General features: G+C 68.2%; 20 protein-coding genes. 9 read left to right on the forward strand and 11 right to left on the reverse strand.

The genetic code is table 11. The annotated features are described in order from the left end of the window. Positions 1 to 66: 66 nt before the first annotated feature. From FHW78_RS18545 to cysD, 7 genes are all read right to left on the reverse strand, one after another. Complete coding sequence (locus FHW78_RS18545) at positions 67 to 954, reverse strand: RNA methyltransferase (RefSeq protein WP_183644201.1); 888 nt, start codon at positions 952 to 954, stop codon at positions 67 to 69. Between the two features lies 1 nt (position 955). After that, entirely contained in the window at positions 956 to 2,455 is a 1,500-nt protein-coding gene (locus FHW78_RS18550; RefSeq protein WP_183644204.1) for an alanine/glycine:cation symporter family protein, read from the reverse strand. 126 nt (positions 2,456 to 2,581) lie between these two features. Continuing rightward, positions 2,582 to 3,118: a GNAT family N-acetyltransferase gene (locus FHW78_RS18555; RefSeq protein WP_183644846.1), complete on the reverse strand. Its 537-nt coding sequence runs from the start codon at positions 3,116 to 3,118 to the stop codon at positions 2,582 to 2,584. A gap of 10 nt (positions 3,119 to 3,128) precedes the next feature. Beyond that, on the reverse strand, positions 3,129 to 6,263 hold the full coding sequence (locus tag FHW78_RS18560) for an efflux RND transporter permease subunit (RefSeq protein ID WP_183644207.1): 3,135 nt from the start codon (positions 6,261 to 6,263) through the stop codon (positions 3,129 to 3,131). Between the two features lie 3 nt (positions 6,264 to 6,266). Then, entirely contained in the window at positions 6,267 to 7,373 is a 1,107-nt protein-coding gene (locus FHW78_RS18565; protein ID WP_183644210.1) for an efflux RND transporter periplasmic adaptor subunit, read from the reverse strand. 113 nt (positions 7,374 to 7,486) lie between these two features. Continuing rightward, complete coding sequence (cysN, locus tag FHW78_RS18570) at positions 7,487 to 9,469, reverse strand: sulfate adenylyltransferase subunit CysN (protein WP_183644849.1); 1,983 nt, start codon at positions 9,467 to 9,469, stop codon at positions 7,487 to 7,489. Positions 9,470 to 9,486: 17 nt separating this feature from the next. Then, a complete protein-coding gene (gene cysD / locus FHW78_RS18575; protein WP_183644213.1) occupies positions 9,487 to 10,398 on the reverse strand; it encodes a sulfate adenylyltransferase subunit CysD in 912 nt (303 codons plus the stop codon). Positions 10,399 to 10,607: 209 nt separating this feature from the next. On the opposite strand from cysD, the gene FHW78_RS18580 reads away from it, so the two are divergent. From FHW78_RS18580 to FHW78_RS18605, 6 genes are all read left to right on the forward strand, one after another. Continuing rightward, entirely contained in the window at positions 10,608 to 12,449 is a 1,842-nt protein-coding gene (locus tag FHW78_RS18580) for an assimilatory sulfite reductase (NADPH) flavoprotein subunit (protein ID WP_183644216.1), read from the forward strand. A gap of 123 nt (positions 12,450 to 12,572) precedes the next feature. Further along, a complete protein-coding gene (gene cysI / locus FHW78_RS18585; protein ID WP_183644219.1) occupies positions 12,573 to 14,273 on the forward strand; it encodes an assimilatory sulfite reductase (NADPH) hemoprotein subunit in 1,701 nt (566 codons plus the stop codon). Further along, the gene (locus FHW78_RS18590; RefSeq protein ID WP_183644222.1) at positions 14,270 to 14,992 is read left to right on the forward strand and encodes a phosphoadenylyl-sulfate reductase; all 723 of its coding nucleotides are present in this window, start codon (positions 14,270 to 14,272) and stop codon (positions 14,990 to 14,992) included. The genes cysI and FHW78_RS18590 overlap by 4 nt, the downstream gene beginning before the upstream one ends. 224 nt (positions 14,993 to 15,216) lie before the next feature. Beyond that, positions 15,217 to 16,485: a histidine kinase gene (locus FHW78_RS18595; protein WP_183644226.1), complete on the forward strand. Its 1,269-nt coding sequence runs from the start codon at positions 15,217 to 15,219 to the stop codon at positions 16,483 to 16,485. Further along, the gene (locus FHW78_RS18600; RefSeq protein WP_183644229.1) at positions 16,478 to 17,242 is read left to right on the forward strand and encodes a LytTR family DNA-binding domain-containing protein; all 765 of its coding nucleotides are present in this window, start codon (positions 16,478 to 16,480) and stop codon (positions 17,240 to 17,242) included. Before FHW78_RS18595 ends, FHW78_RS18600 begins: the two co-directional genes overlap by 8 nt. Positions 17,243 to 17,274: 32 nt before the next feature. After that, positions 17,275 to 17,631 carry a hypothetical protein gene (locus FHW78_RS18605; RefSeq protein ID WP_183644232.1) on the forward strand — a complete coding sequence of 119 codons (357 nt, stop codon included), beginning with the start codon at positions 17,275 to 17,277 and terminating at the stop codon, positions 17,629 to 17,631. Positions 17,632 to 17,644: 13 nt separating this feature from the next. On the opposite strand, the gene FHW78_RS18610 is transcribed toward FHW78_RS18605, so the two are convergent. From FHW78_RS18610 to FHW78_RS18620, 3 genes are all read right to left on the reverse strand, one after another. Beyond that, a complete protein-coding gene (locus FHW78_RS18610; protein ID WP_183644235.1) occupies positions 17,645 to 17,983 on the reverse strand; it encodes a hypothetical protein in 339 nt (112 codons plus the stop codon). 10 nt (positions 17,984 to 17,993) lie between these two features. Beyond that, entirely contained in the window at positions 17,994 to 18,527 is a 534-nt protein-coding gene (locus FHW78_RS18615; RefSeq protein ID WP_183644238.1) for a nuclear transport factor 2 family protein, read from the reverse strand. 69 nt (positions 18,528 to 18,596) lie between these two features. Then, entirely contained in the window at positions 18,597 to 19,580 is a 984-nt protein-coding gene (locus FHW78_RS18620; protein ID WP_141453949.1) for a LysR family transcriptional regulator, read from the reverse strand. Positions 19,581 to 19,761: 181 nt separating this feature from the next. Between FHW78_RS18620 and cysG the strand changes: the two genes are divergently transcribed. The 3 genes from cysG (at position 19,762) to FHW78_RS18635 (ending at position 23,460) form a co-directional block, all read left to right on the forward strand. Then, positions 19,762 to 21,207: a siroheme synthase CysG gene (gene cysG / locus FHW78_RS18625; RefSeq protein WP_183644241.1), complete on the forward strand. Its 1,446-nt coding sequence runs from the start codon at positions 19,762 to 19,764 to the stop codon at positions 21,205 to 21,207. Positions 21,208 to 21,232: 25 nt separating this feature from the next. Beyond that, positions 21,233 to 22,192 (forward strand): cysteine synthase A, encoded by a 960-nt coding sequence (cysK, locus tag FHW78_RS18630; protein WP_183644244.1) that lies wholly within the window; start codon positions 21,233 to 21,235, stop codon positions 22,190 to 22,192. Positions 22,193 to 22,425: 233 nt separating this feature from the next. Continuing rightward, complete coding sequence (locus FHW78_RS18635) at positions 22,426 to 23,460, forward strand: proline iminopeptidase-family hydrolase (RefSeq protein WP_183644246.1); 1,035 nt, start codon at positions 22,426 to 22,428, stop codon at positions 23,458 to 23,460. Between the two features lie 96 nt (positions 23,461 to 23,556). On the opposite strand, the gene FHW78_RS18640 is transcribed toward FHW78_RS18635, so the two are convergent. Then, complete coding sequence (locus FHW78_RS18640; protein ID WP_218533678.1) at positions 23,557 to 23,943, reverse strand: VOC family protein; 387 nt, start codon at positions 23,941 to 23,943, stop codon at positions 23,557 to 23,559. Positions 23,944 to 24,051: the final 108 nt, after the last annotated feature.

The raw sequence follows: 24,051 nt of genomic DNA on the forward strand, positions 1-24,051 counted from the left end.
ATTCGGCCCGCTCTTTCGTTCTGCAAGCGATGTTCGCGCCGGAAGCCGGGGCGGCCAGCGCGTCGCTCAGCCCCTCGCGAGACGCTGCCGCCACTGGGCGAGGAACACGGCGGTCGCCGAGGCCACGTTGAGGCTCTCCACCGCGCCGGTGCCGGGAATCGACAGGCGCGCATCGCAGGCGGCGGCCATTTGCGGATCCATGCCTTCACCCTCGGCGCCCATCACGTAGACCAGGCGTTCCGGCAAGCGCGCGGCGAACAGATCGTCACCGCCGCGCACCACCGTGGCGGCCAGCGAGAAGCCGGCGCCGCGCAGTTGCGCGATGGCGTTTGCGGTGTTGCCCAGGCGCACCAGCGGCACTTGTTCCGCGCCACCTTCGGCGACCCTCGCCGCGGCGCCTGACAGCGCCAGTCCACCCTGCGGCGGCAGCAGGATCGCCGATACGCCGAAGTGCGCGGCCGAGCGCAGGATGGCGCCGAAATTGTGCGGATTGCCGACCCCGTCCAGCCAGATCGCCAGCGCCGGACCGGCCGGCAGCGTGCGCAGCCAATCGCCGGCCGACGTCGGCTCCACCTTCAGCACCTCGGCGACGATGCCCTCATGGTGCTGGCTGGCGGCGAGCCGATCCAGATCATCCTCGGCTACCACCCGGTAGCCGACGCGCTGCTTCACGCACCACGCCAGCAGCGCCTTGAACGCGGGAATCCGCGCCTCGGTCAGGTAGATCTTGCGGATCGCCTCCGGACGCCGTTCGAACACCGCGCGCACGGCGTTGATGCCATACAGGCGCAACTCGTCGCGCGCGCCCATCGGCGCTCCCATCTGCGCCCCCGCCGACCCGCGCGCGTCATCGCGGGGCTCGGCGGGACGCGGCGCACGCGGCTGGCGCGGGCCCGCCGGACGGCCGGTGCCATGCGAGCGCGGCGGTGGCCGCTTGTCCCAGGGACCACTCATGTCAGCTTTGCCGGTTCTTCCAGAAGTCGGCGTTCTTCACGCCCGCCACGTCCGGATCGAAGACGGGATCCAGGCCCAGCTTCTTCTGCCGCTCGTAGTCGCGCAACGCCGCCATCGCCGGCTTGTGCAGGATCAGGATCGCGATGATGTTCAGCCACGCCATCAGGCCGACGCCGATGTCGCCCAGCGCCCACGCGGTCTTGGCATTGTGGAAGGCACCGAAGATGACCATGCCCATGATGCCCAGCCGCAGCAGCAGCACGGTCAGCGGACGACGCCGGTTGCCGTTGACATAGCTCAGGTTGGTCTCGGCCATGTAGTAGTAGGCCATGATGGTGGTGAAGGCGAAGAAGAACAGCGCCACCGCCACGAAGCCCGCGCCCCAGCCCGGCAGCACCGATTCCACCGCCGCCTGCGCGTAACCCGGGCCTTCCTCGACGCCCGGCGGCATGCCGGTATACAGGTGCGCGCCGCCCGTGGGCGAGTACACGTTGTACTTGCCGGTGGTCAGCACCAGGAACGCGGTCGAGGTGCACACCATCATGGTGTCGAAGTAGATCGCGAAGGCCTGCACGTAGCCCTGCTTGGCCGGATGCGAGACCTCGGCGGCGGCGGCGGCGTGCGGGCCGGTGCCCTGGCCGGCCTCGTTGGCGTAGATGCCGCGCTTGACGCCCCATTCCACCGCCAGGCCCAGGATCGCGCCGAACGCGGCATGGGTGCCGAAGGCGCTGCTGAAGATGACGCGGAACATTTCCGGCACCAGCTCGGCGTTGAGCACCATCACCGTGACCGCCATCAGGATGAAACCGGCGGCCATGAACGGCACCACGATTTCGGCGAAGTTGGCGATGCGCTTGACGCCACCGAAGATGATCACCGCCAGCAGGATCGACACCGTGATGCCGATGCCCAGCTTGAATGCATCGCGCGCCGGCATGCCCAGCCACTGGCCGTCCATGGCGCCGCACAGCGACGTGCCCTGGCAGACGTTGGCCGCGCTGTCGGCGATCGCGTTCGCCTGCACGCCCGGCATCAGGAAGCCGGTGGCGGCGATGGTCGCGATGGCGAACAGCAGCGCGTACCACTTCAGGCCCATCGCCTTTTCGATGTAGTAGGCCGGGCCGCCGCGATAGCGTCCTTCGGCATCCTTGACCTTGTAGATCTGCGCCAGCGTCGATTCGACGTAGGACGTCGACGCGCCCAGGAAGCCCATCACCCACATCCAGAACACCGCGCCGGGACCGCCGAAGGCAATCGCGGTGGCGACGCCGGCGATGTTGCCGATGCCGATGCGGCCGGCCATCGACATGGCCAGCGCCTGGAACGAGGACACGCCGGCCTCGGATTTCTGCCCGCTCACGGTCAGCCGCAGCATCTCCGCGAAGCCACGCACCTGCATGAAGCGGGTGCGGATGGTGAAATACAGGCCGGCGCCCAGGCACATGACGATCAGTGCCTTGCTCCAGATGATGCCGTTGACGGCATTGATAATGGCTTCCACGCAGTCTCCCCTGCCCTAAAAGGAAAAGTCCCCGTCACCGGGGACCGGTCGATTCTCCACGAATCGGCCCGCTCTGCGAAGCCCGGCGAGGGGGATCACCCTGCTGAACAGGGAAACCCGGGGTGTTCAGTGCGTGGTCGGCGTCCGCAGGCGGGAGAAGACCCGCAGGTCGTGCAACTGCCCATCCTTGCGGATGGCGTGGCGGAGCAGGCCTTCTTCCTGGAAGCCGTTCTTGAGCAGCACCCGTGCCGAGGCCGGGTTGATGTCCAGCACGTTGGCCTGCATGCGGTGCAGCTGCAGGTGATCCATCACCCACGGCACGTAGGCCGCGACCACCCGGCTCATCAGTCCCTGGCCCCAGTAGCGGCGGCCGAGCCAGTACCCCAGCTCGGCGCTGCCCCCACGCTCGCCCAGGCGCGGGTGCGCGCCGATGCCGCCGCAGGCGCGGCCGTCGATATCGATGGCGAACACCGGATCGTTCAGATCCACCACTTCGCCGGCGAGGAACCGCCAGGCGTCCTCGCGCCGGTAGGGATGCGGGAAACGTTCGCTCAAGCCGCGCACGACCTGCGCGTCGTTGGCGTGGCGGAGCAGCCAGCGCGCGTCTTCCGCCCGCCAACGCCGCAATGTGAACCCGTCGCCCTGAACCACGCTGTCTTCCATGCTTTCCAGATCAACCATGACCGCCTACCGGGGGAGTTTCTTCTTCCAGTCGCTTCAGTTCGTGGGCCACGGCCTCGGGAGACCGCGTGAACGGTGCCAGCAGCGCGTAGAACGCCGGCACCACGTACAGCGACAGCAAGGTGGAGAAGGAGACGCCGAAGATGACCACGATGCCGATCGTCGCGCGGCTGGCCGACCCCGGTCCGCCGGCCACCACCAGCGGCACGGCGCCCATCACCGTGGCCACGGACGTCATCAGGATCGGGCGCAGGCGCACCTTCGAGGATTCGGCGATGGCGCGCGCCACGCTCATGCCGTCGTCGCGCAATTGGTTGGCGAACTCGACGATCAGGATGCCGTTCTTTGCCGCCAGGCCGATCAGCATCACGATGCCGATCTGGCTGAACAGATTGAGCGTGCCGCCGGTGACCCACAGGCCGATCAGCGCGCCCAGCACCGCCAGCGGCACGGTCAGCATGATCACCAGCGGGTGGATGAAACTCTCGAACTGCGCCGCCAGCACCAGGTAGACGATCAGCAGCGCCAGCGCGAAGGTCAGCAGCACCGCGCCGCCGGCCTTGAGGTACTCGCGGGATTCGCCCTTCCAGTCGATCTGCGCGTAGTCGGGCAGTTCCTCCTGCGCCACCTGCCGGGCCCAGCCCATCGCCTCGCCCAGCGTATAGCCCGGCGCCAGCGACGCGGTCAGGGTGATCGCGCGCAGGCGGTTGAAGCGGTTGAAGCTGCCGGGTTCGGCGATTTCCGACAATGTCACCAGGTTGGACAGCGGAATCAGCTCGCCCGCGCTGCCGCGCACGTAGGTGTTGGCCAGGTCCGCCGGCGAGGAACGGCGCTCGCGGTCGGCCTGCATCAGCACGTCGTACTCCTCGCCGTTGTCGACGAACGTGGTGACCTGGCGGGAACCCATCATGGTTTCCAGCGTGCGGCCGATTTCCTGCACCGACACGCCCAGGTCGGCGGCGCGGCTGCGGTCGATGTTGACCCGCATCTGCGGCCGGGTTTCCTTGTAATCCGAGTCCACGCCGTACAGGCCGGGGTTCTGCTCCATGCGCGCCATCATCCGGTCGCGCCACTGCGAGAGCTCGTTGTAATCCGGACCGCCGAGCACCATCCGGAACGGCTGGCCACCACCGCGAACCAGGCCGGTGCGCTGGGAAGGCTGGGCGCGGATGCCCGGCATCTGCTCCAGTTGGCCGCGCACCGATTCCAGCACCTCGGTGGTGCTTTCGTGGCGCTTGCTCCAGTCCTGCAGGAACACGATCACCTGGCCGGTGTGCATTTCCTCGCTCGCGCCAAAGCCGCCCGGCACGCGGGCGTTGGCGCGCTGGATCGGCTTGCCTTCGCCGATGTTGTCGGCGAACAGATGCTCGACCTGCTGGATCTGTTTCACGGTGTAATCGAAGCCTGCGCCTTCCGGTCCCTGGATGGAGACGAAGAACGAGCCGCGATCCTCCATCGGCGCCAGTTCCTTGGGCACGCGCAGGCCCAGCACCGCCGCCACCGCCAGGCAGGCGCCCATCGCGATCAGCAGGATCAACAGGATGCGCCGGCCGGGCATCGCCACCATCCGCTGGACCTGGTGGCCATACCCCTCGCTGAGCCGGGCCAGCTGCCGGTTCATCCAGGCGTTGAAACCCTTGGGCTTGCTGTGCGGCCGGACCAGCTTGGAGGACATCATCGGGGTCAGGGTCAGGGCCACGAACGCCGAGATCGCCACCGCCGCCGCCAGCGCCACCGACAGTTCGCGGAACAGGCGTCCGGTGTTGCCTTCCATGAACCCCACCGGCAGGAACACCGCCACCAGCACCGCGGTGGTGGCGATGACCGCGAAGGCCACCTGCGCGGTGCCGCGACGCGCGGCCACCAGCGGCGGCTCGCCCAGGTCGGCGCGGCGCTGGATGTTCTCCAGCACCACGATGGCATCGTCCACCACCAGGCCGATGCACAGCACCAGGGCGAGCAAGGTCAGCAGGTTGATCGAGAAGCCGAACGCGTAGAGGGCGATGAACGAGGTAATCAGGCAGACCGGCACCGTCACCGCCGGGATCAACGCCGCGCGCAGGCTGCCCAGGAACAGCCAGATCACCGCGAACACCAGGATCATCGCCTCCACCAGGGTGGCGTAGACGCGCTCGACCGACGCCTCGATGAACACGGTGCTGTCGTAGGCGACGAAGATCTGGGTGCCCTCCGGCAGGGTCGGGCGGATGCGGTCGGCGGCAGCGCGGGCCGCGCGCGCCACATCCAGCGCGTTGGCGGTTGAGGTCTTGACGATGCCCAGGCCGACGTTCGGGCGGCCGTTGCTGCGGAAATAGGCGCGGCGTTCCTCGGTGGTCAGCTCCACCCGGGCCACGTCGCCCACCCGCACCACGTAGCCGTCGGCGCCCTTGCTCAGCGGCATCCGCGCGAACTGCTCGGCGGTCATGTAGCCGCGTTCGACCCGCAGGGTGAAGTCGCGGGTTTCCGATTCGATGCGGCCGGCGGGCAGTTCGATGTTCTCGCGCCGCAGCGCCGCCTCCACGTCGCTGGCGGTGACGCCGCGCGCGGCCATCGCGGCGCGATCCAGCCAGATCCGCATGGCATAGCGCTGGGCGCCGCTGATGCGCACCTGGGCCACGCCGTCCAGCGCCGACAGCTGATCGACGATATAGCGATCGGCGTAGTCGGTCAGCTGCAGGGTGTCCATCTTGGTCGAACTCATGTTCAACCACAGGATCACGTCGGCATCGGCTTCCACCTTCTGCACTTCCGGCGGATCCGCCTCGTCGGGCATGCGATCCATCACCCGGCTGACCTTGTCGCGCACGTCGTTGGCGGCGGCCTCGATGTCGCGGGTAAGGGTGAACTCGATGGTGACCTGCGAACGGCCGTTGGAGCTGCGCGACTCGATGGTCTCGATGCCCTCGATGCCGGCCAGCGCGTCTTCCAGGATCTGGGTGACGCGGGTTTCCACCACCGCCGCCGACGCGCCCGGGTAGGTCACTTCCACCGACACCACCGGCGGATCGATGTTGGGCAGCTCGCGCAGGGTCAGGCGCATGAACGACATCACCCCGAGCACGATCAGCAGCAGGCTCATCACCACGGCCAGCACCGGCCGCTTGATCGACAGGTCGGACAGCTTCATGGTTCAGCCCCGTTTGACGGCGGGTGCGGCGGCGGGCGCGGCGGCCGGTGGCGTGGCCGCGCCGGCCTCGGTGATCTTCGCGCCGGGCCGCAGCTTGCCGGTACCGTCCACGACGATGCGATCGCCGGCCTTCAGGCCTTCGGTGATCTCCACCCGACCCTCGCGACGGACGCCGGTGCTCACGGTGACCTGCTCCACGCTGCTGTCGGCCTTGACCCGGTAGACGAAGGTGTCGCGGCCCACCTGCACGACGGCGATCTCGGGAATCACCAGCGCCTGCCGCTCCGGCCGGAACAGATTGACGTTGAGCAGCATGCCCGGGCGCAGCGCGCGATCCGGGTTGGCGAACACCGCGCGCACGGTGACCGCGCGGGTGGCGGGATCCACCCGCGCATCGACCGTTTCCACGGCGCCCTCGAAGGTGCGCCCCGGCCAGGCGGCGGTGGTCGCGTTGACCGTATCGCCGTTGTCGACCGTGGCCAGCGCCGCTTCCGGCACCTGGAAGTCCACGTACATCCGCGAAACATCGTCGAGGGTGGCGATGACGGTGCTGGCGGTGATCAGCGAGCCCGGGCTGACCTGGCGGATGCCCAGTACGCCGGCGAACGGTGCGCGCACCGTGCGATCGCCGATGTCGGCCTTCATCTGCTGCACGCGCGCTGCGGCGGCGTCGCGCAGGGCCAATTGTGTGTCCAGGGTGGAGCGGGCGACCAGTTGCTGTTCGGCCAGTTCCTTCTGCCGGCGGTACAGGCGGTCGGCTTCGGCGTAGGTGGCCTCGGCCTGCTCCAGCGACGCCTTGGCGGCGTCGCCGCGCAAGGTCACCAGCACCTGCCCGGCCCTGGCGTCCTGGCCGCTTTCGAAGTGCACGTCCTGGACGATTTCGCTGACCTTGGCGGTCAGGGTCACCGACTCACGCGCCTTGGCGGTACCCAGCGCCTCCAGGGCGTCGCTCCACGCCGAGAGCTGGACCACCTGGGTGTTCACCGGCACCGGCCGATCCGCACCCTGCCCGCCTCCGCCCGCGCCGGCGGATTTTTCTCCGCAGGCGGTCAACAGGAACATCGACGCGGCGACGGCCAGCGTCGCCCGGATTCCGGTTCGGCTCAGCATGAAAGTACCGTAATGATCGTTATCACGTGAAGTTTACCTTCACGCCATGAACGAATATGCGTACGGAAGCGTTGACAGGGCCATGACTAACGACCCTTGTGCAGCGTGGTTCGCTAGGTCAATCCCAGTTTTTCCAGGACCCGCAGCGCCAAGTGTTCCGGACTCTCTGCGCCGGCATCCAGCCGCAGGTCGGGATGTTCCGGTGCTTCGTACGGCGAGTCAATGCCGGTGAAGTTGGGAATCAGGCCCGCCCGCGCCTTGCGGTACAGGCCCTTCACGTCGCGTTCCTCCGCGAGCGCCAGCGGCACGTCGACGAAGATTTCCAGGAACTCGCCTTCGCCGAACCGTTCGCGCGCCATCTGCCGCTCGGCCCGGAACGGCGAGATGAAACTGACCAGCACGATCAATCCGGCGTCGGTCATCAGCCTGGCGACCTCGGCCACGCGGCGGATGTTCTCCACCCGGTCCTCGGCGGTGAAGCCCAGATCCCGGTTCAGGCCATGACGCACGTTGTCGCCGTCGAGAATGAAGCTGTGGTAGCCCAGCGCGTGCAGGCGCTTGTCGACCAGGTTGGCCACGGTCGACTTGCCGGCGCCGGACAGGCCGGTGAACCACAGCACCCGCGGCTGCTGGCCCTTGATGCGCGCACGCGCCGCCTTGTCCACGTCCAGGTGCTGCCAGTGCACGTTGCCGGCGCGGCGCAGGGCGAAGTCCAGCGTTCCCATCGCGACCGTGTGGTTGCTCTGCCGGTCGATCAGGATGAAGCCGCCCAGCGCGCGGTTGTCCGCATAGGGTGCGAACGCGATCGGTTCGTCCAGGCTGAGGTTGCAGTAGCCGACCTCGTTGAGTTCCAGCCGCTTGGCCGCCAGGTGCTCCTGGCTGTTGATGTCGACACGGTGCTTGATCTCGCTGATCGAGGCGGCGACCGTGCGCGTACCGATCTTCAGCCAGTACGGACGTCCGGGCAGCAGCGCGGCGTCGTCCATCCACAGCACGTGCGCGGCGAACTGATCGGCGACCTGTGGCGGATCGCCGGCGGCGGCGATGACGTCGCCGCGGCTGATGTCGATCTCGTCGTCCAGGGTCAGGGTGATCGCTTCGCCGGCACTGGCGAGTTCGCGATCGCCATCCGGCCCGAGCACCCGCGCGACCTTCGAGCGCCGGCCCGAGGGCAGCGCCACGATCGCGTCGCCCGGGCGCACCCGCCCCGCCGCCACGGTGCCGGCGAAGCCACGGAAATTCTGGTCCGGCCGGTTGATCCACTGCACCGGCAGGCGAAACCCGCCTTCGGCGCCGGCATCGTCCACCGGCACGCTCTCCAGGTGCTGCAACAGGCTGGGGCCGTCGTACCACGGCGTGCGTGCCGAACGTTCGATCAGGTTGTCGCCCTCCAGCGCGGACAGCGGCACGCACGTCACGTCGGCGATGCCCAGTTGCGCGGCCAGTGCGCGGTAGGCGGTGGCGATGCCGTCGAACACCGCGGGATCGAAGCCGACCAGATCCATCTTGTTGACCGCCAGCACGACGTGGCGGATGCCCAGCAGCGAGACGATATAGCTGTGCCGGCGGGTCTGGGTGAGCAGGCCCTTGCGCGCGTCGACCAGCACCACGGCCAGATCCGCGGTGGACGCGCCGGTGGCCATGTTGCGGGTGTACTGCTCGTGTCCCGGGCAATCGGCGACGATGAACTTGCGCCGCTCGGTGTCGAAGTAGCGGTAGGCCACGTCGATGGTGATGCCCTGCTCGCGCTCGGCGGCCAGGCCGTCCAGCAGCAGCGCGTAATCGATGTCGCCGCCGCGGGTGCCATGCCGGCGGCTGTCCTTCTCCAGCGCCGCCAGCTGATCATCGAACAACCGCTTGCTGTCGTGCAGCAGGCGACCGATCAGCGTGCTCTTGCCATCGTCGACGCTGCCGCAGGTGATGAAACGCAGCAGCGGCTTGGTTTCGTGCTGGCGCAGGTAGTCGGTGATGCTGGTGTTTTCGGGATTGGGGATTCGGGATCCGGGATTCGCAACGGCGGGCGCTTCCGCCAGCGGATCGCTTCCCGCTTTCCCTAATCCCGAATCCCGGTTTTCAACGGCCGGATGGCCGGTCATCCCCAATCCCGGCTTCATCAGAAGTACCCCTCCAGCTTTTTCTTCTCCATCGACGCGCCCGGATCGTGATCGATCACCCGGCCCTGGCGCTCGGAGGACGTCGCCACCAGCATCTCGGCGATGATCTTTTCCAGGGTGTCGGCGTCGGACTCGATCGCGCCAGTGAGCGGGTAGCACCCCAGGGTGCGGAAGCGCACCCTGCGCAGTTGCGGCTGTTCGCCTTCATGCAGAGGCAGGCGTTCGTCGTCCACCAGGATCAGCGCGCCATCGCGTTCCACCACCGGCCGCTCGGCGGCGAAGTACAGCGGCACCACCGGAATGCCCTCGCGATAGATGTAAAGCCAGATGTCCAGTTCGGTCCAGTTGGACAGCGGGAACGCACGCACGCTCTCGCCCTTGTGGATGCGGGCGTTGTAGAGGTTCCAGAGCTCCGGTCGCTGGTTCTTGGGATCCCAGCGGTGGCGATCGTTTCGGAAGGAGAATACGCGCTCCTTGGCGCGCGACTTCTCCTCGTCGCGGCGGGCGCCGCCGATGGCCGCGTCGAAGCCGTATTGGTCCAGCGCCTGCTTCAGGCCCTGGGTCTTCATCACGTCGGTATGCACGGTCGCGCCGTGGCTGATCGGGCCGACGCCCTGGGCGATGCCATCGGGGTTGACGTGCACCCGCAGATCCACGCCGGTCTCGGCCGCGCGGCGATCCCGGAACGCGATCATCTCGCGGAACTTCCAGCGCGTGTCCACGTGCAACAGCGGGATGGGCGGGCGGCCCGGCGCGAACGCCTTGAGCAGCAGGTGCAGCAGCACCGAGCTGTCCTTGCCCACCGAATACAGCAGCACGGGATTGCGGAACTCCGCGGCCACCTCCCGGAGGATGTGGATGCTCTCGGCTTCCAGGCGGTCGAGGTGGGACAGGCGGTGTTCGGCGCTCATCAAAACGGGCTGCGGTGCGTGACGGGATGCCGGCGCAAAGCGTACCAGCTACCGCCGTTGCTTCTGCCCCAGGAGGCCAACGAGCATTCCATGCCTCCCCCGCGCCGGGAAATAAGCCAGCGGGATAAGCCCATAACCAGCCGTCCTTTCTGCACGGGACAACGGGTTCCTAACATCGGACTCCCTCCTGCGCAAAGCGATTGCCCGCGATGACCGCTTCCTCCTCCGCACTGGCGCCCAGTCCCCTGGCCGAGGAGCGGCGCGTGCTGCTGGCGCGGCTGGTCGAAGGGCTGGATGCGCCGACCCTGTGGTGGCTGTCCGGCTATACCGCCGGGCTCGCCCAGGGCCAGCACGCGCCCCAACTGGCGGTGCTGCCGGGCGGCCAGGCGCAGGCGGGCCAGCGCCTGACCGTGGTCTACGGCAGCCAGACCGGCAATGCGCGACGCGCGGCCGAGAAGATCGCCCAGGCCGTCGAGGCGGCCGGGTTGCCGGTGCGCCTGTTGCGGGCGGACGCCTATCCGACCCGCGAACTGGCCGGCGAACGCCTGCTGTACGTGGTCATCAGCACCCAGGGCGAAGGCGATCCGCCGGACGATGCCATCGGCCTGGTCGAGTTCCTGTCCGGCCGGCGCGCGCCCAAGCTGCCGGAACTGCGCTACGCGGTGCTCGGCCTGGGCGATTCCAGTTACGCCGATTTCTGCGGCATCGCCCGCCGCCTGGATGCCCGCCTGGCCGAACTGGGTGCCCAGCGCCTGTTCGAACCCGGCCTGGCCGATCTGGACATCGACACGGTGGCCGATCCCTGGCGCACCCAGGCGCTGTCGTCGGCGCGCGAACACCTGAAATCCCACCCCAGCGCCCCGTTGGCCACGGTCACCCCGCTGCGGCCAACGCACGCGGCCTCGCCGTGGTCGCACGAAAAACCCTACTCCGCCGAAGTCCTGCTCAACCAGAACGTCAGCGGCCGCGACTTCAAGGGCAAGGCATTCGGGCGGCATGGCGAACGCGACAAGGACGTGCGCCATCTCGAACTGTCGCTGGCCGGCAGCGGACTGCACTACGAACCGGGCGACGCGCTTGGCATCCGCCATCGCAATCCGGATTCGCTGGTGGAATCGATCCTCCAGGCCACCGCGCTGTCCGGCGACGCCGGGATCGAGCTCCAGGGCGATACGCTGCCGCTGCGCGAGTGGCTGGCCAGCCGTCGCGAACTGACCCGGCTCTCGCGCCCGTTCCTGGCCGAACACGCCGCGCAGGCGCGCGCCGAGGATCTGAACGCGCTGCTGGCGCCGGCGCAGCAGTCCGCGCTCGCCGGCCTGCTCAACACCCATCAGGTCGTCGACGTGCTGCGACGCTGGCCGGCACGCTGGGAAGCGCATGAACTGGTCGCCGCGCTGCGTCCGCTCGCGCCGCGGCTGTACTCGATCGCCTCCAGCCGCAAGCGGGTCGGCGAAGAAGTCCACTTGACCGTGGACGTGCTGGCCTACGAAGCGTTCGGTGAAGCGCATGGCGGCGCGGCCAGCGGTTACCTCGCCGCGCGTGCGGAAGGTGAAGCGGTGCCGGTCTATGTCGAGGCCAACGAACGGTTCCGGGTGCCCGCTGACGGCGCCCGCGACATCCTGATGATCGGTCCCGGCACCGGCATCGCGCCGTTCCGCGGCTTCGTGCAGGAGCGCGCCGAAACCGGCGCGCAGGGCCGCAACTGGCTGTTCTTCGGCGCCCGCCATTTCAACCAGGACTTCCTCTACCAGTCCGAATGGCAGGACGCGCTCCGTGACGGCTCGCTGCACCGGCTGGACCTGGCGTTCTCGCGCGACCAGGCCGACAAGATCTACGTGCAGGACCGCCTGCGCGAACACGCCCGCGAGGTCCATGCCTGGCTGGAGGGCGGCGCCCACCTGTATGTCTGCGGCGCCATCGGCATGGGCAAGGACGTGCACGCCACGCTGCTGGACATCCTCCGCACCCAAGGCGGCCACGACGAAGACACCGCCGCCGAATACCTGACCCGACTGCAATCGGAAGGCCGCTACTGTCGTGATGTGTATTGACGGCCGGGATGGGGGATTCGGGATTGGGGATTCGTGAAAGCCCGTCCCGTTCCTGATTTCTCCGATCTCCTGCTGCGCTCTTGCGAATCCCGAATCACCAATCCCGAATCCCGGCCCCCACCCATGTCCCACTCCGTAGAAGACATCAAATCCGAAAGCCGTCGCCTGCGGGGCAGCCTGCTGGAGAGCCTGGCCGACCCGGTGACCGGCGCGCTGCGCGAGTCGGACCAGACCCTGATCAAGTACCACGGCAGTTACCAGCAGGACGATCGCGATCTGCGCGACGAGCGCCGGCGGCAGAAGCTGGAACCGGCCTACCAGTTCATGATCCGGACCCGCACGCCCGGCGGCGTGGTCACGCCCGAGCAATGGCTGAAACTCGACGCGATCGCCACCCGCTACGCCAACCACTCGCTGCGGGTCACCACCCGCCAAGCGTTCCAGTTCCATGGGGTGATCAAGCGCGAACTGAAGGCGACCATGCAGGCAATCAATGCGGCGCTGATCGACACGCTGGCCGCCTGTGGCGACGTCAACCGCAACGTGCTGGTCGCGGCCAATCCGCTGCTGTCGAAGGCGCATGCGCAGGTGCAGTCCTGGGCGGCGCGCCTGTCCGAGCACCTGCTGCCCAATACCCGCGCGTACTACGAAATCTGGCTGGACGAGGAACGCGTGGCCGGCAGCGGCGAGGAGGAGGAGCCGGTCTATGGCGCCACCTACCTGCCGCGCAAGTTCAAGATCGGGTTCGCGGTTCCGCCGCTCAACGATGTCGACGTGTTCGCCAACGACCTGGGCTTCATCGCCATCCTGGAGGACGGCGAGCTGGTCGGCTTCAACCTGGTCATCGGCGGCGGCATGGGCGCGACCCACGGCGACGCCGCGACCTATCCGCGCATCGGCAACGTGGTCGGCTTCCTGCCACCGGAGAAACTGCTGGACGTGGCGACCGCGGTGGTCACCACCCAGCGCGATTTCGGCAACCGCGAACTGCGCAAGCGCGCCCGCTTCAAGTACACCATCGATGATCACGGCCTGGAGGCGATCGTCGGTCAGATCGAGGCCCGCTCCGGCCATGCGCTCCAGCCCGCGCGCGCGTGGCACTTCGATCACAACGGCGACCGCTATGGCTGGGTCGAGGGCGAGGATGGCCGCTGGCACCTGACCCTGCACTTCTTCGCGGGGCGCATCGCCGACACCGCGCAGGCCACGCACCTGACCGGCCTGCGCGAGATCGCCGGCATCCACCGCGGCGAGTTCCGGCTCACTCCCAACCAGAACCTGGTCATCGCCGGCGTGCCGGCCGGCGAGCGCGAGCGCATCGACGCGCTCGTGCGCGCGCATGGCCTGGACGACGGCCGCCGCGCCGGCACCGCGCTGGCGCGTGCGGCGGTCGCCTGCGTCGCCCTGCCGACCTGCGGCCTGGCCATGGCCGAAGCCGAGCGCTACCTGCCCGACTTCACCGCCCGCCTGGAGCCACTGCTGGATCGGCACGGCCTGCGCGATGCGCCCATCCTGCTGCGCATCTCCGGCTGCCCCAACGGCTGCTCGCGTCCCTACCTGGGCGAAATCGCGCTGGTCGGCAAGGCGCCCGGCCGCTACAACCTGATGCTCGGCGCGGATCACCGCGGCCAGCGCCTCAACACGCTGTACCGCGAGAACATCACCGAAGCGGAAATCCTGGAAGCGCTGGATCCGCTGCTGGCCCGCTACGCGCGCGAGCGCCAGGCCGACGAGGGCTTCGGCGATTTCCTGCACCGCAGCGGCATCGTCGCCCTGCCGCCCTACCCCACCCATCGACAGATCGCCCTGGAACTGCACGCATGAGCGCGCCGCAAACCGCACCGCTGCCCGAAGCCACCGAAGACATCTCCGCCATCAACGCGCGCCTGGAAGCGCAGCCGGCCGAAGCGCGGGTGCGCTGGGCCCTGGCCAATGGTCCGGCGCAGGCGGCGATGTCCTCCAGTTTCGGCGCGCAGGCGGCGGTGCTGCTGCACATGCTGACCCGCCAGCAACCGGACATCCCGGTGATCCTGATCGATACCGGTTACCTGTTTCCCGAGACCTACCGGTTCGCCGACGAACTGACCGAACGGCTCAAGCTCAACCTCAAGGTGTTCCGTCCACTGGTCAGCCGTGCCTGGATGGAGGCGCGCCACGGCCGCCTGTGGGAACAGGGCCTGGTCGGCATCGAGCAGTACAACAACCTGCGCAAGGTCGAACCGATGCGGCGCGCGCTGGCCGAACTGGACGTCGGCACCTGGTTCACCGGCCTGCGCCGCAGCCAGGCCAGCAGCCGCGCCAACGCGCCCGTCGTCGAGTGGCGCGGCGCCCGCCTGAAGGTCAATCCAATTGCCGACTGGACCGATCGCGAAGTCTGGCAGTACCTCAAGCAACACGATCTTCCCTACCACCCGCTGTGGGAACAGGGCTACGTCTCCATCGGCGATTTCCACACCACCACCCGCTGGGAACCCGGCATGCGCGAGGAGGACACGCGCTTCTTCGGCCTCAAGCGCGAATGCGGCCTGCACCTGGACATCTGACCGGGAGTTTCGGGCCATCGGTTGCTGACCGGCGACGCCGGCCGCGCACCGTCACGTCGATGGCAGGGATCGGCGCGAGGGCCGCCGCCGGCGCCGCCGCCTGATACGGACCATCCGGCCCCGGGCGGTTTCCGTCGCCCGAATCCGGCTTCCGTCGCCGGCCCCCTTCCCCGCCGGCGCCGGCCGGCTATGCTCCGCGGCAATCCAACACCGATGGATCCGCCGTGTTCGCCAGCCTGTTCTTCATCATCCGCATCTTCGCCGCCTGGTCCGGCGTGCTCCTGCTCGCCGGCCTGATCTGGGCCGGGACTTTCAATGTCATCACCGGCAACGACGATGCACCCGGACCGGTGTTCGCCCTGCTGGCGCTGCTGGTCGCGCTGTCGGTGGTCATCAGCACCTTCTCGCACCTGCGCCGGGTCAGCCTGGTCGCCGGCCGGCTGGATCACGACACCCTGTCCAACCGCCAGCACCGCCGGATCGAGATTCCGCTGGAGGCCGACGAAGCCTTCCTGCTGGTCGAATCGGCGGTGCGCGAACTGCCGCGGGTGGAGGAACTGGAAAGCGCGCGCGACAGCCTGCAGGTCAAGGCCAAGCTCAAGCGCGTGGATCCCTATGGCAACGACCGCCCGGCGCGATACAACGTGTTCAACTGGTTCAGCACCAAGCGCAACCAGATCCTCGCCACCGTCACGCCGGGCGCCGGCAGTTGCAGCGTGTCGCTGCTGTGCGAGCCGGAAGCCAGCACCTGGAGCGATCTGCTGAAGGTGGACAACGGCACCAACCTGGAAAACGCCGAAGCCATCGTCCGTGCGATCGCACGCCGGATCGGCGAGCGCCGGCGCGAGGAAAAGGCCGACACCGTGCAAACCGTCACCGAGAAGGAATTGACGGTGGCCAAGCTCAACCTGCTGCAGGCGCAGGTGGAACCGCACTTCCTCTACAACACCCTGGCCAGCGCGCAGGTACTGACCCGCACCGATCCCGCCCGCGCCGATCTCATGCTCGGCCACCTCATCCAGTACCTGCGCCGCTCCCTGCCCCGCGCCGAGAATGCCGTCTCCACCCTGGGCGAGGAAGCCGAACGCGCCGAGGCCTACCTGGAGATCCTGAAGATCCGGATGGGCAACCGCCTCAACACCCAGGTGGAGATTCCGGAGGCGCTGCGCGATGTCGCGATGCCCTCGATGATGTTGCAGACGCTGGTTGAGAACGCCATCAAGCACGGCCTGGAGCCCAAGCCCGGCGGCGGCACCATCTGGATCATCGCACGCGAACAGGAAGGCCAGGTGGCGATCACCGTCGCCGACGACGGCCAGGGCTTCGGCAACCAGACCGGTGGCACCGGCATCGGCCTGAAGAACCTGCGCGAACGCCTGCGCCTGACCTACGGCGGCAATGCCTCGTTCGCCATCATCTCCAACTTCCCGCAGGGCGTGGCCGCCACCCTCAACCTGCCGTCCAAGCCGGCCGGAGTCGCCCGTCATGCCTAAGGCCGTGATCGCCGAAGACGAGGAACTGCTGCGCACCGCGCTGGCGTCGCTGCTGCGCGACACCTGGCCGCAACTGGAACTGGTCGCCGAATGCGAGGATGGCGCCTCCGCGCTGGAAGCCATCGCCGAGCACCAGCCCGACGTGGCGTTCCTGGACATCCGCATGCCGGGCCTGACCGGGCTGGAAGTCGCCACCGCGATGACCGAGGCCAGTCCCGCGACCCAGATCGTGTTCGTCACCGCCTATGACCAGTACGCCATCGGCGCATTCGAACAGGGCGCAGTGGACTACCTGCTCAAGCCAATCACCCGCGAGCGCCTGGCCACCACCGTCCAGCGCCTGCAGCAGCGCAGCGGTCACCATCCCGACGCGGCCACGCTGGCGGCCCTGCTCAAGCAGCTCGGCGACCAGTTGCCCGCCGCCGGCAAACCGCCGCTGGTCTGGATCACCGCCAACACCGGCAAGGAAACCCGGCTGATCCTGATCGACGATGTCGCCTACTTCCGCGCCGACAACAAGTACACGGTGGTGATGACCGCCGAAGGCGAGGCGCTGCTGCGCACGCCGCTGCGCGAACTGCTGGAGGCGCTGGATCCGCGGACCTTCAAGCAGATCCATCGCTCCACCATCGTCAACCTGAAGGCGGTCGCCTCGATCACCCGCGACGATGTCGGACGCGGCGTGCTTCGCCTGCGCAACCGCCCCGAAACGCTGCTGGTCAGCCAGCCCTTCATGTCCCTGTTCCGCGGCATGTGAACGCCGCTCCCCATCGTTCGTCGAGGCCCGCCATGCGCATCATCGTCACCGCCATGTCCTTCCTGCTGAGCCTGGTCGGCTGCCAGGACAAACCGTCCGTGACCTCCGTGGTGCGCAGCGAGGCCAACGGTGTGGAGCTGATCCACAGCCGCAGTGTCATCCGCGCCGGCGAGGGCCTGTTCCGCTGCAGGGCCAGCGCCACAGGCAAATGCCACTACCTGATCGTCGCGACGGACGAATGCCGCGCCGGCGAAAGCTGCCCGCCGCGCAAGTTGCAGGCATTCGTCCTGGACGTCGGCGGCGAAAGCCGCATCGACAACCTGCCGCGCGGGGTACGGACCTGCGTGGATCGCGAACGCGAACCCGACGCGGCGACCTGCCTGGACTAGCGGCGCGCGCCGCTCAATGCACGTGGCGGATTACCGTCTTGCCGCCGCAGCCGATGCACTTGCGATAGATCTCGCCGCGCCGGTTCAACCGTGGCCGCGACATCAGCCCACCGCAACCGCAGCGGCGCTCCCGCCCCAATGCCCAGCGGTACAGTCGCCAGCTGGAATGCAGTGCCCAGGCGGTGCCCAGCACGATCGCCGCCAGGAACGACAGCGACGCGGTGCGCCCGCTGCTGAAACCGCTGAACGTGGTCTGGGTGCGGGCCACCGTCTCGGCCACGACGAAACCACCGGCGGCGATCACCACCGCCGGCGCGTACATGCGCAGCACCATCCGGGAGATCATCTTCATCGCTCGTCCCTCAGGGAACCAGTGGCCGGTGGCCGTAGCTGAGCACGCGGGAAAGCTTCCACTGCCCGCCTTCGAGTTTCCAGACCTGGCTGAAACCTGCCATCCCGACCGCCTTCTCGGGGCCATCGCCCTTGCGTTCGTGAAACCGGTGCTCGCCGATTTCCATCGCGCCGTAGCCGGGAATCGGATCCACCTGCAACGAGGATTCGATCAGTTCCCGGCGCGAACGCCATGCATCCGGTGCCTTCCAGGCCGCGCAATTCTTCTCGATGACGGCGATGAAGTCGGCGGCCGAGCGTGACACCACGCCGCCCTTGTCGTGATAGAACTCCAGGTCATCGGCCAGCATCGGCTTCAGCGCCTCGATGTCGCAGGTTTCGAAGGTGATCGCGAACAGGGCGAGATCCTGTTCGCGGATGATCCGCTTCAGTTCCTCCGGTGCGGGCAAGGTCACCTGGCCGGCGGCCGGTTCGGCGGAAAGGGCGGGCAGGCCGAACGCCAGGAGGATTGCCGGAAGGATTGCCGGAAGGATCGCGATGCGCATGTCGATGTCCTTTTCGAATCAGTGCGGGAGTATGCGATTCCGCCACCGGCGCCGGTAGTCCCGCCGTCGTCAGGTGGTGATGGTCTGGGTCAGGGATTCCCAGGTGGGCGGTGTCGGCCAGTCGGCGACCTGGTTGCCGTCCAGTACCCGCCGCAGATCGCGCCGGTCCACCTGCGGCGCCAGGGCATGCACCAGCTCCAGCGCATAATCGCGCAGCACGCGCTCGCGCGGCAGCACGGCCCAGGCCACGCATTCCTTGATCTCCGGCGGGGCCGGCCACGCGCGCAGGTCGGTGTCGCCACTGCCGATCGCCATTTCCGCCAGCAGGCCGACGCCAAGGCCGGCGCGCACGTAGGTCTTGATGAGATCCGCATCCAGCGCGGTCACGGCGATGGTCGGCTCCAGCCCCACGCTGGCGAACGCGCGCTGCAGCGAGGAACCCGGCCGGGTCGAGGAGTCGTAGCTGACCAGCGGCAGGTCGACCAGCTCGCGGATGCTCGGCGCGGCACCGTCGCGATCCAGCGCATGGCCGCGCGGCACCAGCACCAGCCGGCGCCAGCGGTACAGCGGCACCGCGATGCCGCCCTGCGGCTCGTCGCCGGCGGTGCTGATCACCGCGATGTCGGCATCGCCCTGGCTCAGCAGATCCAACGCGGTGCTCTCGGCGGCGTGCTGCAGGTGCACGCTGACCTGCGGGTAGGCCCGCTTGATCCGGGCGACGGCCGGCGGCAGCACGAAGCGCGCCTGGGTATGGGTGGTGGCCAGGATCAGCTGGCCCTGGCTCTCGCGACGCTGGTTGGCCGCGTAGGTGCGGATGTTGTTGGCTTCGGCCAGCACCGCGCGCGCGCGCTCGATGACCTCCTCGCCCGCCGGGGTCACCGATTCCAGGCTGCGTCCCTTGCGCACGAACAGCAGGAAGCCCAGTTCGTCCTCCAGTTGCTTGAGCTGCTTGGACAGGCCCGGCTGGGTGGCATGCACGCGGGCCGCCGCCAGCGTGATGTTGAGGTCGGCATCGGCGATCGCCACCAGGTAGCGAAGTTGGGTCAGCGTCATCGGAATCCGTCTCGGAAGCGCCGCGGCGGGCGGCGCAGGGGGAGCGAGGACTGTAGAGGATTTTCCCGGACCGTAACGCCGGTGGCTTATAACTGCAAGGCATGTCCGATCCGGCGCAAGTTATTTCCTTGTGCCGCTGTGCCAAAGCTACGGTCATGAGCCTCGAACCAGATGCTCCGCCGTGGCCACCCTGTTCCCTCTTTTCGTCGATCTGCATGACCGTCCGGTGCTGGTGGTGGGGGGCGGCGAGGTCGCCGAACGCAAGGTGCAGGCGTTGCGCGAAGCCGGCGCCCGCATCCACGTGCAGGCACCCGCGCTGACCCCGGCCCTGCAGTTGCTGGCCGACACCGGCCTGATCGGCTGGGATCCCGGCACCTTCCGTGCCGGGGCACTCGACGGCGTCTGGCTGGTCATTGCCGCCACCGACGACGCGACGGTCAACCGCGCCGTCGCCGATGCCGCCAGCCGCCGCCGGGTGTTCGCCAACGTGGTCGACGACGCGGTGCTGTCCAGCTTCCACGTACCGGCGGTGGTCCGCCGCGGCGATCTGCAGGTCGCGGTGTCCAGCGGGGGCGGCGCGCCGATGGTGACCCGCCATCTGCGGCGCCAGCTGGAAACCTGGCTGGATGACTCCTGGGGCGCGCTGACCGCGCTACTGACGCGCGAACGCGGCCGCATCCGCGCGCGCTTCCCGGAAACCGGCGCGCGCCGCCGTTTCTTCGAACGCCTGTTGGCAGGCCCGTTGCCGCGGCTGCTGCGGCAGCGGCGGACGGAGCAGGCCGAACGCGCGCTCGCCGACGCCCTGGCGGCGCCTGTTTCGCCGCCGCGGGGTTCGGTGGTCCTGGTCGGCGCGGGTCCGGGCGATCCCGGCCTGCTGACCCTCAACGGCCTGCGCGCGCTCAACGAGGCCGACGTGATCCTGCACGACCGCCTGGTCAGCGATGAAGTGCTGCAGCTGGCGCGCCGCGACGCGCTGCGGGTGGAGGTCGGCAAATCGGCGCAGGGCCACAGCGTGCGCCAGGAAAGCATCCATGCGTTGATGCTCGAACATGCGCGAGCCGGCCGCCGGGTGGTGCGGCTGAAGGGTGGCGACCCGTTCGTGTTCGGCCGCGGCGGCGAGGAACTGGAGTTCCTGCGCGGGCACCGGATTCCCTACGAGGTCGTCCCCGGCATCACCGCGGCGGTGGCCTGCGCGGCCTACGCCGGCATCCCGCTCACCCACCGGGACCACGCCCAGTCGGTGCGGCTGGTGACCGCCCACTGCCGGGACTCGCTGGATACCCTCGACTGGGCCGCGCTGGCGCGGGGCCGGCAGACCCTGGCGTTCTACATGGGCGTGGCCGGGCTGGAAACCGTACAGGCGCGACTTTCCGCCGAAGGGTGTCCGGACCGGACGCCATTCGCGTTGATTGAAAGTGGGTCGCGTGCCGAACAGCGCGTGATCACCGGCCGCCTGGACGGGCTGGCGCGGACCGCACGCCATCACCAGGTGCGGTCACCCGCCCTGCTCATCCTCGGCGAGGTCGCCGGCCTGGCCGATGCCCTGCACTGGTTCGGACCCGCGCCGCTGGCCGCGCCACCACATCCCGATGACCTGGCGGCGGCCACACTCCCGCACGCCGCCTGACTTCCCTTCTCCAGGAGATTCCCTCATGCCCATCCACGACAGCATCCTCGACACCATCGGCCGCACGCCGGTGGTCAAACTTCACCGCGTCGCGCCTTCGCACGTCGAGCTGTACGCCAAGGTGGAGTCGTTCAATCCCGGCGGTTCGGTCAAGGATCGCCTGGCGCTGGCGATCGTCCTGGATGCCGAGGCCAAGGGCCTGCTCAAACCGGGCGACACGATCGTCGAAGCCACCTCCGGCAACACCGGCGTGGCATTGGCGATGGTCGCCGCCGCACGCGGCTACAAGTTCGTCGCCACGATGGCCGAGACCTTCTCCATCGAGCGCCGCAAGCTGATGCGCGCCTATGGCGCCAAGGTCATCCTGACCCCCGCCGCGGAACGCGGCAGCGGCATGGTTCGCCGGGCCGAGGAACTGGCGAAGAAGCACGGCTGGTTCCTCGCCCGCCAGTTCGCCAATCCGGCCAATCCCGCCTACCACCGGCAGACCACCGCGGCGGAAATCCTGCGCGATTTCGCCGGCCGCCGGCTGGATCACTTCGTCACCGGCTGGGGTACCGGCGGCACCCTCACCGGCGTGGGCGAAGTGCTGCGCGTGGCCCGTCCGGAAGTGCGCATCACCGCCTCCGAGCCGGCCGGCGCGTCGCTGCTGCAGGGCAAGGAATGGGCGCCGCACAAGATCCAGGGCTGGACCCCGGATTTCGTGCCTGAAGTGCTCAACCGCGAAGTATTCGACGAACTGCTGACGGTGGACGATGCCAGCGCCATCGCCACCTCGCGGCGGCTGGCCGCCGAGGAAGGCATCTTCGTCGGCATCTCCGCCGGCGCCACCGTCGCCGCCGCCTTGCAGGTGGCGGAAAAGGCCGGCGAAGGTTCGGTCATCCTGGCGGTGCTGCCGGATACCGGCGAACGCTACTTCTCCACCCCGTTGTTCGAGGGCGTCAACGAAGGCTCCGACGACGAGTGGCTGGCCTCGCTGGGCTGAGCCGGCGTTGAGGTGGCGGCGATCCGGGCACGGATCGTCGCCGGTGCGTGTCCCGGTACGCCGCATATCAACGTCCGTGGCTCTCGTCGATGCCGGAAGGTGCCCGCGCATGCATCCGGCGCGAACATCGGCACATCGGTTCCCGTCCCGGACAATCCTGTTATGACGCCGCCGGTTGCGGCGGCTTCGGGCGCGTTGCTAGGCTCGGCATGGTCCATCGCCTGGAGTCCGCCATGAAGCTGGCCGGTTCGCTGCTGCTGTCGTCGCTGTTCCTCGTCTCCGGCATCGCGGCTGCCGCGCAGTCCTCGCCGCCAACACCACCGGCAAGCTACTTCGACAACACCGGCCGAGACGACGTGTTGTCCGGCGGCGCGCGCATGATTCCGATCCACACGCCCGCCGGCGACTTCAAGGTCTGGACCAAGCGGGTCGGCAACAATCCGCGCATCAAGCTGCTCCTGCTGCATGGCGGTCCAGGCGCCACCCACGAATACTTCGAGGCCTTCGACAGCTTCCTGCCGGCCGCCGGCATCGAGTACTACTACTACGACCAGCTCGGTTCGGCCTACAGCGATCAACCCGATGACCCGCGCCTGCTGGACACCGCGCGTTTCGTCGAGGAAGTGGAGCATGTCCGCCAGGCGCTCAAGCTGGACGGGAGCAACTTCTATCTGCTCGGGCATTCCTGGGGCGGCATCCTGGCGATGGAATACGCGCTCAAGTATCCGCAGCATCTCAAGGGCCTGATCATCTCCAACATGATGTCCAGCATTCCAGCGTACAACGACTACGCGCACAAGGTGCTGGAACCGAAGATGGATCCCGTCGCGCTGGCCGAGATCAGGCAACTGGAGAAGGACAAGCGCTTCGACGATCCGCGCTACATGGAATTGCTGTTGCCGCATTACGAAGCGCACGTCCTGCGCATGCCGGCCGCGCAGTGGCCGGAACCGGTCAACCGCTCATTCGCCCACATCAACAAGAAGGTCTACGTACCGATGCAGGGCCCGAGCGAACTGGGTGCCAGCGGCATCCTCGCCGACTGGGACCGCACCGCTGACCTGGGAAAGATCCCCGTACCCACCCTCGTCATCGGCGCACGCCACGACACCATGGATCCGGCCTACATGGAGATGATGAGCAAGCGGCTGCCGAAAGGTCGCTACCTGTTCTGCCCGGAAGGCAGCCACATGGCGATGTACGACGACCAGAGCACCTACGTGAACGGGCTGATCGATTTCCTGCGCGATACCGACGCGGGTCGTTGATCGATTCCCCGTTCCTGTGGGAGCGACGTGAGTCGCGAAATCCTGACTGACGGTGCCATCGCGAATCGCGACTTACGTCGCTCCCACAGGCAAGCGTCAATCCTCGTACAACTCCAGCGGCAACCCGTCCGGGTCCGCGAAGAAGGTGAAACGCCGGTCGGTGAACTCGTCCACCCGGATCGGTTCCACCGCCACGCCATGCGCTTCCAGATGGGAGACCGCGGCATCCAGGTCCGCCACCCGTAGCGCCAGATGGCGCAGGCCGCACGCTTCGGGCCGCGACACCCGCGCTGGCGGCGAGGGAAACGAAAACAATTCGATCCGGGTGCGCTCGTCCAACCGCAGATCCAGCTTCCAGGAATCGCGCGCCTCGCGGTAATGCTCCGCGATCACATCCAATCCCAGCACCTCGACATAGAAACGCCGCGAACGCGCATAGTCCGAAGCGATGATGGCGACGTGGTGGATGCCGAGCAGTTTCATGGACATCATTCTATCCCTGCATCCTGTAGGAGCGACGTGAGTCGCGACTGCTCGCCGCGATCGCGATGTAGGAGCGACGCAAGTCGCGCCCCAATCCAGTGCCAGGCA

Origin of the sequence: Pseudoxanthomonas sp. OG2 (assembly GCF_014192765.1) — a bacterium.
Classification (GTDB): Bacteria; Pseudomonadota; Gammaproteobacteria; order Xanthomonadales; family Xanthomonadaceae; genus Pseudoxanthomonas_A; species Pseudoxanthomonas_A beigongshangi.